General features: G+C 67.4%; 13 protein-coding genes and 1 riboswitch. Of the genes, 6 read left to right on the top strand and 7 right to left on the bottom strand.

Annotated elements, in window-relative coordinates; translation table 11 throughout:
• Window positions 1–147: 147 nt before the first annotated feature.
• From DMH01_RS06370 to DMH01_RS06385, 4 genes are all read left to right on the top strand, one after another.
• Complete coding sequence (locus tag DMH01_RS06370; RefSeq protein WP_125674126.1) at window positions 148–759, top strand: 50S ribosomal protein L25/general stress protein Ctc; 612 nt, start codon at window positions 148–150, stop codon at window positions 757–759.
• A 10-nt stretch (window positions 760–769) separates the two neighbouring features.
• A complete protein-coding gene (pth, locus tag DMH01_RS06375; protein WP_125674127.1) occupies window positions 770–1,366 on the top strand; it encodes an aminoacyl-tRNA hydrolase in 597 nt (198 codons plus the stop codon).
• A 159-nt stretch (window positions 1,367–1,525) separates the two neighbouring features.
• The gene (locus DMH01_RS06380; RefSeq protein ID WP_125674128.1) at window positions 1,526–1,885 is read left to right on the top strand and encodes a DivIVA domain-containing protein; all 360 of its coding nucleotides are present in this window, start codon (window positions 1,526–1,528) and stop codon (window positions 1,883–1,885) included.
• Complete coding sequence (locus DMH01_RS06385) at window positions 1,885–2,214, top strand: DivIVA domain-containing protein (protein WP_125674129.1); 330 nt, start codon at window positions 1,885–1,887, stop codon at window positions 2,212–2,214. The genes DMH01_RS06380 and DMH01_RS06385 overlap by 1 nt, the downstream gene beginning before the upstream one ends.
• Window positions 2,215–2,275: 61 nt before the next feature.
• Here DMH01_RS06385 and DMH01_RS06390 read toward each other — a convergent pair whose 3' ends face one another.
• From DMH01_RS06390 to rsmA, 5 genes are all read right to left on the bottom strand, one after another.
• Window positions 2,276–3,967 (bottom strand): fatty acyl-AMP ligase, encoded by a 1,692-nt coding sequence (locus tag DMH01_RS06390; RefSeq protein ID WP_125674130.1) that lies wholly within the window; start codon window positions 3,965–3,967, stop codon window positions 2,276–2,278.
• 51 nt (window positions 3,968–4,018) lie between these two features.
• Window positions 4,019–5,791: an ABC-F family ATP-binding cassette domain-containing protein gene (locus tag DMH01_RS06395; RefSeq protein WP_125674131.1), complete on the bottom strand. Its 1,773-nt coding sequence runs from the start codon at window positions 5,789–5,791 to the stop codon at window positions 4,019–4,021.
• Window positions 5,792–5,858: 67 nt separating this feature from the next.
• Window positions 5,859–6,824: a 4-(cytidine 5'-diphospho)-2-C-methyl-D-erythritol kinase gene (locus DMH01_RS06400; protein ID WP_125674132.1), complete on the bottom strand. Its 966-nt coding sequence runs from the start codon at window positions 6,822–6,824 to the stop codon at window positions 5,859–5,861.
• A 120-nt stretch (window positions 6,825–6,944) separates the two neighbouring features.
• Window positions 6,945–7,955, bottom strand: a complete 1,011-nt coding sequence (locus tag DMH01_RS06405) for a methionine ABC transporter ATP-binding protein (RefSeq protein ID WP_034305962.1) — start codon at window positions 7,953–7,955, stop codon at window positions 6,945–6,947.
• 212 nt (window positions 7,956–8,167) lie between these two features.
• Window positions 8,168–8,258, bottom strand: a riboswitch (SAM riboswitch).
• A 244-nt stretch (window positions 8,259–8,502) separates the two neighbouring features.
• Window positions 8,503–9,339, bottom strand: coding sequence for a 16S rRNA (adenine(1518)-N(6)/adenine(1519)-N(6))-dimethyltransferase RsmA (gene rsmA / locus DMH01_RS06410; protein WP_125674133.1), 837 nt, complete (start codon window positions 9,337–9,339; stop codon window positions 8,503–8,505).
• A gap of 40 nt (window positions 9,340–9,379) precedes the next feature.
• On the opposite strand from rsmA, the gene DMH01_RS06415 reads away from it, so the two are divergent.
• Complete coding sequence (locus DMH01_RS06415; RefSeq protein WP_125674134.1) at window positions 9,380–9,964, top strand: GNAT family N-acetyltransferase; 585 nt, start codon at window positions 9,380–9,382, stop codon at window positions 9,962–9,964.
• 145 nt (window positions 9,965–10,109) lie between these two features.
• Complete coding sequence (locus DMH01_RS06420; RefSeq protein WP_125674135.1) at window positions 10,110–11,117, top strand: DUF222 domain-containing protein; 1,008 nt, start codon at window positions 10,110–10,112, stop codon at window positions 11,115–11,117.
• 58 nt (window positions 11,118–11,175) lie between these two features.
• On the opposite strand, the gene DMH01_RS06425 is transcribed toward DMH01_RS06420, so the two are convergent.
• On the bottom strand, window positions 11,176–12,555 hold the full coding sequence (locus DMH01_RS06425) for a resuscitation-promoting factor (protein WP_125674394.1): 1,380 nt from the start codon (window positions 12,553–12,555) through the stop codon (window positions 11,176–11,178).
• Window positions 12,556–12,968: 413 nt separating this feature from the next.
• Window positions 12,969–13,805 carry a TatD family hydrolase gene (locus DMH01_RS06430; RefSeq protein ID WP_125674136.1) on the bottom strand — a complete coding sequence of 279 codons (837 nt, stop codon included), beginning with the start codon at window positions 13,803–13,805 and terminating at the stop codon, window positions 12,969–12,971.
• Between the last annotated feature and the right edge of the window lie 3 nt (window positions 13,806–13,808).

A 13,808-nucleotide genomic window follows, 5' to 3' on the forward strand; every position in this document is an offset into this window, starting at 1 on the left:
CGACGTGATCGACGCGGCGGCTTGAGTGGCCACACGCGGTCGAGCACGCCTGTGGAATTCGCCGCCGAACACCAGAACCGCCCCGAACCATCCCCACCTCAGCATGATTTCGCTGAACATGTTGGTGAATTGAAGGAGTGCTACACCGTGTCCGAGGTACGCCTGTCCGTCGAGCCCCGCACCGAATTCGGCAAGGGTGCCGCGCGTCGCACGCGTCGCGCCGGCAAGATCCCCGCGGTGCTGTACGGGCACGGCTCGGAACCGCGCCACTACGCCCTGCCCGCCATCGAGTTCGCCCGCGTCGTGCGTGAGAACGGCAGCAACGCCGTCATCACCCTCGACCTCGAGGGCAAGAGCGAGCTGGCCCTGACGAAGACCATCGTCGTCCACCCGCTGAAGAACTACATCGAGCACGTCGACCTGCTGGTCGTCATCCGCGGCGAGAAGGTCACCGTCGACATCCCCGTCGTCGTCACCGGCACCCCGGGCCCGGGCACCCTGGTCACCACCGACCTCGACGCCATCCAGATCGAGGTCGAGGCGCTGCACATCCCCGAGCAGGTCGAGGTCTCCGTCGAGGGCGTCGTCGCCGGCACCCAGATCAACGCCTCGGACGTCGTCCTGCCGAAGGGCGCCACGCTGGTCACCGACCCCGACGCCCTCGTCGTCGCCGTGAACGAGTCGCCGTCCGAGTCCGCGCTCGAGGGTGAAGAAGGCGCTTCCGAGGCGGCCGAGACCTCCTCCGAGGACGCCGAATAAAGTCACTGGTGTGACCGAAGCAGTACTTCCCGGGGCCGGCGAGCAGATCCTGCTCGCCGGCCTCGGCAATCCCGGCCCCCAATACGCGGGCAACAGGCACAACGTCGGCTTCATGGTGCTCGACGAGCTCGCCCACCGTGTCGGCGGCAAGTTCAAGGCCCACAAGAGCAGCGCCGAAGTCCTCGAAGGCAGGCTCGCCGGGCAGCGAGTGGTCCTGGCGAAGCCCCGCTCGTACATGAACCTCTCTGGCGGCCCTGTCGTCGGCGCGGCCCGGTTCTACAAGATCCCCCCGGCCGGTGTCGTGGTCATCCACGACGAGCTGGACGTCGACTTCGGCGCGCTCAAGATGAAACTGGGCGGCGGCGACAACGGGCACAACGGTCTCCGCTCGATCACCAAATCGCTGGGCACGAAGGACTACTACCGTGTCCGGTTCGGCGTCGGCCGCCCTCCGGGACGGCAGGATCCGGCGGATTTCGTGCTGAAAGACTTCTCGACGGTCGAACGCAAAGAGCTCGCTTTCGAGATCGATCGTTGCGCCGACGCCGTTGAAGCGCTTATCAGCACCGGTCTCGCCGCTGCCCAGAACACCTTCCACGCTGGGTGAACCCGCTCACATGGCGGTGCGTTACGCCCCGTCACTCGAAGGCGTTTCACCACGCCCCTGATCGAGTCGTCGAATAGCGCGAGCTCTTCCGGGGAACTCTCAAACCCGTTAGGACGGAATGCGGAGATCGCATTCCCCACCGAAACCGGAGAGAGTTTCATGTCGTTTACGGCCGAAGACATCACCGGCGCCACTTTCCCGAACGCCCCGATCGGGCGACGCGGATATGCCAAACACGAGGTCGACGCGTTCCTGGAACGGATCGCCGACACGATCTCGGACCGGGACGACCTGACGGCCGCCGAGGTCCACCACGTCATGTTCTCGCGTCCGTTGATCGGTAAGCGCGGCTACGACGAACGCGAAGTCGACGATTTCCTCGACAAGGTCGAAACGCAGCTCGCCCACCGGACCGGCCAACACGCGCTCGGCGTGCCCGGCGCCCGTGAAGAGGACGAAGCGACCGCCGAACGCGTCGTCCCGGACCGCGGTCCCGTCGAGTTCCTGCGGGAGCGCTAGTGCCTGTCACCGCCTTCGAGGCCAGAACCCGGCAGTTCGACCGGGCGCCGATCGGCGCCCGCGGCTATCACGAACCCGCGGTCGACGCCTTTCTGGAACGGGTCGCGGCGACTCTCGACGGCGATGACGACCTGTCGGTTTCGGACGTCCACAACGTGGCGTTCGCCAAAGCGCCACTGTCGAAGCGAGGCTACGACCCGGCAGCGGTCGACGCGTTCCTGCGAGACGTCGAGGGAACACTGGCCGGTCTGTCCCATTCCGCCGGCTACCACATTGCGCCTGCCTTGGAGCACACCCATACCCGCAAGCCACCCTGGCGACGCCGCTGACCACCGGGAGGTGCAGCGGAAGGGCCGGGTCCGCGATGTTCGCGGACCCGGCCCTTTCGTTTCAGCTGGTCGCCGCGTTCTTGGCGATCTTGTCCGCGAACTGGACGGCGGTCGCGGCCCGCTTCACCTTGCCCGAGGGCGTCTTGGGCAAGCTTCCCGCCGGGAGCACCACGACCGCGAAGGGCCGCATGTCGACGGCGCCGCGTACCTTGGCCGCGACCTCCTTCGCCAGCGCCTTCTCCGTTTCGGGGTCCCCGGCAAGTTTCGATTCGACCACGACTGCGAACCGTTCACGGCGGCTGCCGGCGTCGATCCGGACGGCCACGGCGTTCCCCGCCCGGACTCCCTCGACCGAGGTCGCCGCGCGTTCGATATCGGTCGGGTACAGGTTCCGGCCGCCCATGATGATGACGTCCTTGCGACGGCCGCAGATCACGATCATGCCGTCGACCAGGTAGCCGAGGTCACCGGTGAGCAGCCAGCCGTCCTCGTCCTGCGTCGCGAGCGGACCTTCCATGGTCAGGTACCCCGGTGTCACGGCCTCGCCGCGCAGGCGGATCTCCCCGACCTCGCGTTCTCCGAGCACGGTTCCCTTGTCGTCGACGATCTCGGCCTCGAGCCCGTCGAGCGGCGGCCCGAGCACCGCGAACGACCGGACTTCGTCGGTGCCCCGACGCGGGTCGCCCTCGGGGACCGGCACCGCGCGGTTGTCCGCCTCGAGCGCGTCGGCCTCGACGACGTCCAGCGTCAAGCCGGTGAACAACGGCGCGAACGAAACCGCGAGAGTCGCCTCCGCCATGCCGTACGCCGGGAACACGCATTCGGCGGGCATCTTGAAGCGCGCCCCAGCTTCGACGAACGTCTTCACGGCCGTTTCGTCGATCGGCTCGGCACCGTTCAGCGCGATCCGGAGCTTCGAGAGGTCATACGCGTCGTCGTCCTCGACCCGGGCCATCCGCCTGCCCACGATCGCGTACGCGAAGTTCGGCGCGGCCGTGGTCGTGCCGTTGTACTTGCTGATCAGCTGCGGCCAGATCAACGGACCCGACAGGAACTCGAGCGGCGTGATCTTGACGAGTTCGACGCCGAACGTCATCGGCACCGTCAGAAAGCCGACCATCCCCATGTCGTGGAAGGTGGGCAGCCACGAGACCATCACGTCGACATCGAAATCGAACTCGGCCCGGTCGACCATCGCCTTGACGTTCGAATACAGGTTCCCGTAAGTGATCCGAACGGCCTTCGGGTCGGCCGTCGACCCGCTGGTCAGTTGCAGGAGCGCCGTATCCGTTTCCGCTGTCGGCACGGGCTCCGCCAGCGGTTCGGCCTCGAGCAGCTCGGTGATGACCTGGAATGCGATGCCGTGCTCGGTGAGAACCGGCGCCAGCTGGTCGAACGGCTCACCGAGCAGAACCAGGCCGGACCCGATCATCCGCAGCACGCGAACGGTGTCCTCGGCCCATTCGGCGAGGTCGGTCCGCTGCGTCGGCTGGTGCAGCATCGTCACACTGCCGCCGGCGAGCCAAACCGCCTGAACCGTCGGCGCGATCAACGACGGCGCCGCCGCCAGGACCGCGACCGCTTTGCCGGGCTCCAGCCCAGCCGTCACCAGACCCCCGGCGACCCGCTTGGCCTGCTCGTGAATCTCGGCCCATGTACGCCGAACCGGCTCCTTGGGCTCTCCGGTGACCATTCCTCGCTGCTGACCTCGCCCCGCCGCGGTGGCGACGAGCGTGTCCACGAACCGACTCATGCGCGTCACACTACTGTCCGCGCTGAACCGCCCGCTCGCCGTCGAGTGAACTCATTCGATCGCTTCGGAGGTCTCGAGCCATTGGGCTTCGACCTCCTCCTTCTCCGTTTCGACAGCCTTCAATTCGGTGTTCAGCTCGATGAGCTTCGACGGATCGGTCGCCGCGGCGAGCAGCGCCGCATGCAGCTTCTCTTCCTTCGTATGCAGCTGGTCGAGCTTGCGCTCGAGGCGGGACAGCTCCTTCTGAGCCGCCCGCTGTTCCGCGGCGCTCTTCTTGGGCGCGGAGGCCTGCGCACTGCCGGACTTCCGGTCGCCGCCGGCCTTTTCGAGGCTCTTCGCGCGCCGGTCTAGGTACTCCTCGATCCCGCCCGGCAGGTGGGTCACTTGCCCGTCCCCGAACAAGGCCACGATCGTGTCGCAGACGCGTTCCACCAGGTATCGGTCGTGCGAAACGACGACGAGGCTGCCCGGCCAGGAATCCAGCAGATCTTCGAGCTGCTGCAAGGTGTCGATGTCGAGATCGTTCGTCGGTTCGTCGAGCAGCAGCACGTTGGGCTCGGCCATGAGGAGCCGGCACAGCTGCAGGCGGCGCCGTTCGCCACCGGAAAGGTCCTCGACCGGCGTCCACTGCCTCGCGGCGGGGAACCCCAGCTTTTCGGCCAGCTGTGAAGCGGTGAGCTCCTGTTTGCCGAACACGACCCGGCCGGAGACCTCTTCGATCGCCTGCAGCACGCGCAGATCGCCCGGCAGGTCGTCGAGCTCCTGCCGCAGATGCGCGAGGCTGACCGTCTTGCCCTGGATGCGTCGACCCGTCTCGGGCTCCCTGTCACCGCCGAGCAGCTTGAGGAGCGTCGTCTTGCCGGACCCGTTGACGCCGACCAGGCCGATCCGATCGCCGGGACCGATCCGCCAGGTGACGTGATCGAGAAGGGTACGGTCACCGACGGTCAACGTGGCGTCCTCGATCTCCAGCACGGTCTTCCCCAGCCGACGGCGGGCGAACGCCTGCAGCTCGACCGAATCACGCGGCTCCGGCACGTCGGAGATCAGCGCCTCCGCCGCCTCGACACGGTAGCGGGGCTTCGAGGTCCTGGCCTGCGGGCCGCGGCGCAGCCACGCGAGCTCTTTACGAGCGAGGTTCTGCCGCTTCTCTTCCGCTGTCGCCGCCAGCCTCGCCCGCTCGGCGCGCGCGAAGATCCAGTCCGCGTAACCACCTTCGTACTGCTCGACGCGACCGTTGGCGACCTCCCAGGTCACACTCGCGACCGTGTCGAGGAACCACCGGTCGTGGGTGACGACCACGACCGCGATCTTGCGGTTGAGCAGGTGATCCGCGAGCCAGCGCACACCTTCGACGTCGAGGTGGTTGGTCGGTTCGTCGAGGACGACGAGGTCCAGTTCTCCGGTGAGGGCGGCCGCCAGCGCCACCCGGCGGCGTTCGCCACCCGACAGGTTCGCCGTCTCCTTGTCGATGCCGAGAGCGGTGATGCCCAGACCATCCATAATGGACCTGACACGCGCGTCAGCGGCCCACTCGTGCTCCGCGCCGTAGCGCTCCAGCACGACATCTCCGACAGTGCTGCCTACGGGAAGTTCGGTCCGTTGGGTGACCACGGCCATCCGCAAGCCCCGGACTTGACTGACGCGTCCCGTATCGGGCTCACTGATCCCCGCGAGAACCTCCAGCAACGTCGTCTTCCCACCCCCGTTGAGACCGACGACACCGATACGCTGCCCCTCCGCCACACCGAGCGAAACACCGTCGAGCAGCGGGCGCACCCCGAAGGACTTGCTCACCGACTCCAGGTTGACCAAGTTGGCCATGCCTCAGCCGATCCTTTCCAAAAGCTCGCACCACAAACGAATTAGTCGATGTCCATTTCGGACACCCTCATGCGTGCACCCGAGGCGGCGACGGCCGCGGCGCGTCGTCCCCGCCGACCAGCCGGGCTCCGGGAACGGGCCCATGCGCGACGCGCACTGTGCGACAGACACCCGCGCCGGACAACTCCGCGGCGACCTCGACGGCCGACTGGGCATCCGCGCACAGGAAGGCGCAGGTCGGCCCGGATCCGGACACTGTGCCGGCAAGCGCACCCGCATTGACTCCCGCCCGCAACGTGCGGCGCAGCCCCGGACGCAACGAAACAGCGGCAGCCTGCAGGTCATTGCCGAGAAGCAGCGCCAGTTGCCGCGGGTCGCCGGAGGCCAGCGCCTCCACCACCGGAGCGTGCGAGCCGATCCGCGGCGGGCTGCCCTCTTCACGCAACTTGTCCAGCTCGCCGAACACCCTCGGCGTCGAAAGCCCACGCTGGTCGAAGGCCAGGACCCAGTGGAAGGTGTGCCTCGATAAGACGGGCACCAACTGCTCGCCCCGGCCGGTGCCCAGCGCAGTCCCGCCATAAAGCGCGAAAGGAACATCGCTACCGAGCTTCGCGGCGATACCCGCCAGTTCGTCGCGGGAGATGTCGAGCTTCCAAAGCGAAGCGAGCCCCACCAGGGTCGCGGCCGCGTCGGCACTGCCACCGGCCATCCCGCCCGCGACCGGGATGCCTTTGCGCAGCACGACTCTGACCTTGGACTCGCCGTCCGCCTTGCCGACATGGGCCGCCAACGCCTGCGCCGCCTTCCAGGCGAGGTTGTTGGCTCCTGTCGGTACGGAACCTTCACCTTCACCGTAGACCTCGACGCCGGGGTCCTCGGTGACCGCGACGGTCACCTCGTCGGTCAGGGAAAGCGCCTGGAACACGGTCACCAGCTCGTGGTAGCCGTCCGGGCGTACATCTCCGACCGACAGGTGCAGGTTGACCTTGGCGGGAACCCTGACGGTTACTGGGGGCGGTACGACGGCGAGCACGCGTCAAGCCTACGTGGCCGCTCCACTTGCGCTGTCACCAGGAGAAAGAGAACGGACGGGTCAGACGCGAACGGGCCGCCCCGGACGCGATTCGTCCTGAGCGGCCCGTTCGCGGAGAAATCAGGCGGCGACACCCTGCGGGCCGCGGACCGGGTGGGTCACGTGGCCGCCGCGTTCGGCGATCCAGGCCAGCGCGGCGTCCGCGCGCTCACCGCGCACCCCGAGGCGGAATCGGCCGACCGGCGTGTCGCCGATCCGGGTCAGGCCGCCTCCGATGGTGGCGAGTTCGACGTCGAAGCGACCGGCGGCCTCCGGCAGGAGCGCGCCGACCGAGGCGAAGCCGACGAGCACGACGTCCACCGCGCGGTCGTACTTCGAAGCCTGTGCCCGCCCGGTTTCGATGGCGGGAAGCAGCGCCTGCGCGGTCCTGCTGTTCGGGTCGGAGACCAGGTCGAGCACGGTTCCGCGTTCGATGATCGCGCCGGCCTCCAGAACCGCGACGTCGTCGCAGACACGGCGGACCACGCCGGCGTCGGGCGTGGTGAGCAGCACGGTGACGCCGAGCTCGGCGCGCGCCCGGTCGAGCACGGTCAGAACCGCGCCGGACTCCTCGGGCTGCACGCCCGCGGTCGGGTCGTCGGCCAGGAGCACGGACGGCCCGGCGGCCAGCGCCTTGGCGATGGCCACCCGGCGCAGCTGCCCCTCGGACAGGTCGCCCGGCCGCTGCCCCGCACGGGGGGTGAGCCCGACCAGGTCGAGCAGGTTGCCGACCCGGTTGCGGCGCTGCGGCCCGTCGAGGCCGAGCTGCTCGAGCGGCGAAGCGATGTTACCGGCGATGGTGCGCTCGGCCAGCAACTCCGGCTTGGTGCTCACGACACCGACCTGGCGCCGGATTTCGCGGAGACGGCGTCCGTCGAGAGTCCCGGTGTTGAGTCCGTCGAGGCGGACGACACCGCGGTCGGGCCGCTCCTGAAGACCGATGCACCGAGCGAGGGTCGACTTGCCGGAGCCCGCCGGACCGACGACTCCGAACAGCGAGCCTGCTTGGATGTCCACGCTCACATCGCGCAGAGCGACGACGGGATTTCCGTTGAGGGGAAAGGATTTGGACAGGTTTTCGACAGTGATCACGAAAGGCTCCATGCACATGGGGCGCTGCTTCTTTCGAGCGCGCCAACCGTCACCGAGTAACCGTCCGGGAAACGGACGGATTCAGAGATAAGGGAATGAACTCAGGCAGTAACGGTGGAGCGTCGACACGCACTTACCGTGCGGCGACCTTCATCGACGACACGTCGCCTGGTCAGCAGGAGCGGGTGGGTGACCCTGTTCATTAGGCACAGCCTCCATCGGTCCTGGCTGTAGCACCTGCCCTGTGGAGGGTGGTTGCTGCGACTTCGGCGAGCCAGGTCTCTCAGTCGCTCGGGATGGCTTACTGAGTAAAACCGATCCCACTGGATGAAAGCAAGCGCGTAGGCGCAGATCACACGTCTGGTCGCGTCCATCATACAGGATCGGCTGCCCATATTCTGAGATACTGACGAGATCCCCGCTCGCGGCAAGCGCGCTGCCTGCTAAGACAAGGCCTGCCCGCACGAATCGATAAGAGGATGTGCACACGCATGCATCCATGACCGGCCGCCGCCCGCGCGGCTCCGGTCACACGTGCGGCAGATGGTCAGCCGGCGGCCGCGGCGATCCGGGCGAACTGATGAACGTCCAGTTGCTCCCCGCGGGTCTTGGGGTCGATACCGGCCTTTTCGAGCAGTTCCCCTGCGCGTTCGGCGGAACCGGCCCACGACGCCAACGCGGCGCGCAGGGTCTTCCGCCTTTGCGAGAAGGCGGCGTCGACCACCGCGAACAGCCGCCCCCGATCCACGGACGACACCACATCGCCCCGTTCGAACGCGACCAAGGCGGAGTCGACGTTCGGAACCGGCCAGAACACCGCCCTGGGCACCGCCGCGACCTTGCGTGTCTTCCCATACCAGGCGAGCTTGACGCTGGGCACGCCGTAAGTCCGGCTTCCCGGACCCGCCGCCATCCTGTCCGCGACCTCGGTCTGGACCATTACGAGGCCACTGGTCAGCGACGGCAGTTCGGCGAGCAGGTGGAGCACGACGGGCACGGCGACGTTGTACGGCAGGTTCGCGACGAGCGCCGTCGGCCGTGCGGGCAGGTCGTCCGCGGTGATCCGCAACGCGTCCGCGCCGACGACCGTCAGCCTTTCGGCTCCGCCTCGTTCGGCCACGGTGCTCGGCAGGCGCCCCGCCAGGACGGGGTCGATTTCGACCGCGACGACCTCGGCGCCGGTCGCGAGCAGCCCGAGTGTCAGCGAGCCGAGACCCGGCCCGACCTCCAGGACGACGTCCCCTTCGCCGATCCCCGAGAGGTCGACGATGCGGCGCACCGTGTTGGGATCGTGCACGAAGTTCTGGCCGAGCTTCTTGGTCGGACGTACGTCCAGCTCGGCCGCCAGCGCCCTGATTTCCGCAGGACCGAGCAGTTCAGTCACCCGACGATCGTAACCAGGTCCGGTAAGCCACGATTGGCCGGTGGACGACGTCGTACTCGATGGTGAGAAAGTCCGGTTGCGCGACTGGCGCCCGTCCGACCTCGGGCCGCTCCGCGACCTACTCGATCCCGCGCGGCCTTGGCACGAAACGAACGGCCCTTACTTCGGCACTCCGACCACGGCCGCCGCCGAATCCACGGCGCGCGAACTCACCTCGATCAGAACCGAGCCGCCCGATCCCCGCGCCAGCCTCGCCGTGTGCGACCTGAGCGACGGAAGGCTGATCGGCCGGGTCAGCTGGTATTGGGAAAGCAGGCAGACCGACTGGCGACGGATGGGGCTGGTCATCTACGACGAGCGGTATTGGGGCGGCGGGTTCGGCACCGAAGCTTTGCGCATGTGGACGACATACTTGTTCTCCCGCACCGACGCGCTCCGGCTGGACTTCGCCACGTTTTCGGGTAACCCGGGAATGATCGCCGTCGGGCGACGGCTCGGGTTCGTCGAAGAAGGCCGGTTCCGGCGCGCCCGGCGCTGGTCCGGCGGCGTCCACGACGCCGTCGTCTACGGGGTGCTCCGCGAGGAGTGGGACCAGATGCGTCACCAGGGCAGCGGGCCGACCTGATCCGGCCCCATCATCCGGATGGCTTTCCGTAGCGACACGCATCCCACTCAAGGGTGATCGGCGCAGGTCGGCGCAGCCGGAGCGTAATGATCATCCACCCGATCGATACCGTGCATTCGTTCGAATCTGCCTCGACAATCGAGGGATGACCAGCACAAACATTCCCCAGGCCTTCCCGCTCAACCTGCCGGAAGGTGACGCCGAGCTGCTTCTCGACGAGTTGCAGACGCGGCTACGCGAAGGGCGACGTCTTGTCGCCGAAGTCGGCCAGATCCTGGCCGAGATCGAGTCACGTGGTGTCCGTGATCTCTACGGACACAACTCGATCGCCGTCTTCTACGAGCATGTGGCCCGGGTACCTCGAGCAGAGGCTCAGAGAGTGACCGGCAGAGCGCTGGCGCTCAATTCGAGACGGGCGCGCGACGGCACGTCGATCGACCCCGTCGCGCCCCTGACCGGTACCGCGGCCACCACCGGCGCGCTGGCCGAGGCCAGTATCGACCGGATCGTCACGGTCATGAAGAGGCTGCCCGAGCACGTCACCGCGAGCGCACGCTTCGAAGCCGAGGAAGGTTTGGTCGAGCTTGCGCGCGTCGCGAGACCGCGCGACGTCACGGTGGCGGGCACGGAGGTACTCGCTGAACTGGACCCGGATGGAAAACCCAAAGACGACCCCGCACCGCAAAGCCGACGGACCGAGTTCTGGTTGCGCCAGAAGCGAACCGGCCGCTGGGACATGCGCGGTGACCTCGACGCCGAGACAGGCGCGCGCCTGAACGCGCTCCTGGTGCCACGGGCCTATCCAGCCCCCGATGGAGAAGCAGACGACCGTTCGCCAGCCGAGAGACGCGGCGACGCGTTCGCGGAGATCGTCGAGCTCGCGGAAACCGGCCCGGACATCCCCTTGCCCCGGAAGAGCTCGGAGCACGTCGCCGAGCAGCCTCAGGCTGCCGCGCCCGCCGAGGAGCTCACAAACCGTCCCAAGCCCGCCCAGGCGCCGCCTCAGGGCCACCAAAGCCCGCCTCGCGGCGGTGGAGGTGTTCGAGTGCAGTCCAGGAACGTGACCCACATACGGCCTGCACGCTGGTGGGCGAGACTCTCGAGACCGAGGGCCGGGAACCCGGCTCAGCCTCCGAAGCCCCTAACGGCCTGAAGGCCACCTCGCGGGCGAACCCACACGGTGACCTTCAGGAAAGGAGAATGACCTGGCGTCAGGCCTTCTTGCCACAGTGCGGCCAAGCGCCGTAGCCGCCACGGTCCTCGCGGACCTTCTCGGCGACAGCGATCTGCTGGGCCTTGCTGGCCTGGTGCGGGTACGCGGCGTACTCGTCGCCGCCATAGGCGTCCCAGGTGCTCTTGTTGAACTGCAGACCACCGTAGTAGCCATTGCCGGTGTTGGCGGACCAGTTACCGGTCGACTCGCACTGAGCGATGCGGTCCCAGGCGCCGGCGTCCCCGATGACCGGATCCGCGGGCTTCTTGGTACCGACCTTGACGATCTTGGGCTTGGCCTCGGTGATGACCTCTTCCGAGACCTTCTCGCGGCCGACCTCTTTGCCGTTGCGCTTGGTGACCTTGTAGGTCACGGTCTTCTCGCCCGGAGTGCCCGGGTCCTCCACCTTGGTCTTGCCCTTTTCGAGGTTCGGGTCGTCGACCTTCTGCTCGGGCGGCGCGATTTCCTCGTTCTGCTTGACCATGGTGACGCCGGTCCGGCTGATGTGGACCTCGGCGCCGTCGACCAGCTTGACGTCGAGACCGCCGACGGCCTCGTCGTCCGGGCCGAGGGTCATCCGGAGCTCACCGAGGAATTCCTTGGTGGTGACCGAGTTGGTCTGAACCTTGCGCGGTTCGTTCGCGCCGTCGTAGACCGTGACGTTCTTGAGGGTCTTGACCTCGACGGTGGCACCTTCAAGCGGCAGCTCACCGTTCTGCGGGAGCGAGGTCCAGGTGCCGGCCTTGGCCAGGTCGGCGCGACCGAGCTGGTTCAACGCTTCGCCGAGGTTGGTCGCGCGGACCCAGGACTCCTGCTGCGGCGCGCCGTCGACGATCAGGTTCAGCTTGCGGCCGCGCTCCAGCTTGATGACGCCGCCGTCGCCGACCTCGGCCTGAGGCGAGGGCGAAAGCGAGTCGTGGGCGCCGACCGAGAGGCCGGCGTCTTCGAGGACCTCACCGACGGTGTCGCCGAAGCTGTGGACGGTCTGCTGCTTGCCGTCGACGTCGACCGTGACGCTCTTGTTCATCGCCATCGCGGCCGCACCGCCACCACCGAGGGTGAGCAGCACCGCCATGACGGTTCCCTTGAGGAAACGCTTCTTCCAGACTCGGGTCGAGTTCGCGATGACCTCGTCCTTGGTCGCGGCCTTCATCGGCGCGCCCGCGGTGCGGTCCTCGGCCAGCTCGTCCGGGATGACGATCGGCGGGAGCATGGTGGTCTCGGCGCTGATGAGGCGGATCAGCTCGTCGACGTCGACGTCGATCTCGGCCATCAGGGTGTCGGCGTCGGGGCCGAGCGCGGCCAGGACGTCCTGATGCGTGATGCGCGGATCGTCGGAGTAGTCCAGCTCGCCGTACTGAGTGTCGCGGTCGAGCACGGCAACCGAACCGGAGGAAGCGAAGGTGTTCGTCTCTGCGCCGAGGCGCGAGCCATCCTGCCTACTGCTACCAGTCACTGGGTCGTTCCCTTTCCCAAGACGTCGAGGAGCTCGACAACCACTCCACTACGTCCTTCGTCTCGATGCGCACTTCGGCACACCTCTAGAAGTCCGACACCCCCAGCCAGCGCCATCGTCACGGTTCCAGGCCGTACCGCTCCTGGTTCCGCTTCCCCGACGTGCACTGACGTGACTGTGGGCGTATCAGCCGGAAACCGCATGAGCGGGTACCGACCGGCACGATCACGGGACAGTAACGAACCTCGCCGGGTTGCGCAAACACCGCCCGGAGTGTCGTGACGTTGGTCACTCATCAGAGTGGACCATTGCTGATCACTAATGTCGCAATCCGTTCAACCGGTGGTGACTGTCGGCAAGCGGAAGACCCGCTCAGCGGTCGTTCGCACCGATTCGGCCACCTCGTGGACCGCCTCGCCTCTGAGCGAGGCGAGGTGCCGAACCGTGTAAGCGGCGCAGTAGGGCTCATTCGGGCGCCCACGGAACGGATGCGGGGTCAGGAACGGAGCGTCCGTTTCGACGAGGTACTGGTCCGCCGGAACGATCCGTGCCGCCTCGTGGAGCCCTCGGGCGTTACGGAAGCTGACCGTGCCGGCAAACGAAAGTACGTATCCCGCGTCGACGCACCGGCGCGCGATGTGCTCGTCTCCGGAGAAACAGTGGAAGACCACCTGCTCGGGCGCTCCTTCTTCCTCAAGGATCCGGAGGACGTCGTCGTGGGCTTCCCGATCGTGGATCATCAGCGGTTTGCCGATCCGCTTGGCGAGATCGATATGCCACCGGAAGGCGTCCTGCTGGGCGTCGTGGGGCGAGTAGTCCCAGTAGTAGTCGAGGCCGGTCTCGCCGACCGCGACCACTCTGGACTCTGTCGCGAGACTCTCCACTTCGGATTTCTCGGGCTCGCCGAAATCCTTGGTGCGCGTGGGATGGATCGCGACGGCGGCCCAGACCCGCGGGTCCCAAGTGGACGCTTGCGCGGCCCAGCGAGCGGACGCGAGATCGTCCGCGACGGTGATCACCCGCGAAACACCGGCGCGTTCGGCGCGGTCGACCATGGCTGTCACATCAGCCGCGGTGACCGCGCCGCACGCGTCGAGGTGGGTGTGCGCGTCCACCACCGAGACCGGCAACCTGTCCGGGATCGGCGGCAGTTCCTTCTTCTCCGCACCCATCAG

The sequence above is a fragment of the Amycolatopsis sp. WAC 04182 genome, from assembly GCF_003947465.1.
GTDB lineage: Bacteria > Actinomycetota > Actinomycetes > Mycobacteriales > Pseudonocardiaceae > Amycolatopsis.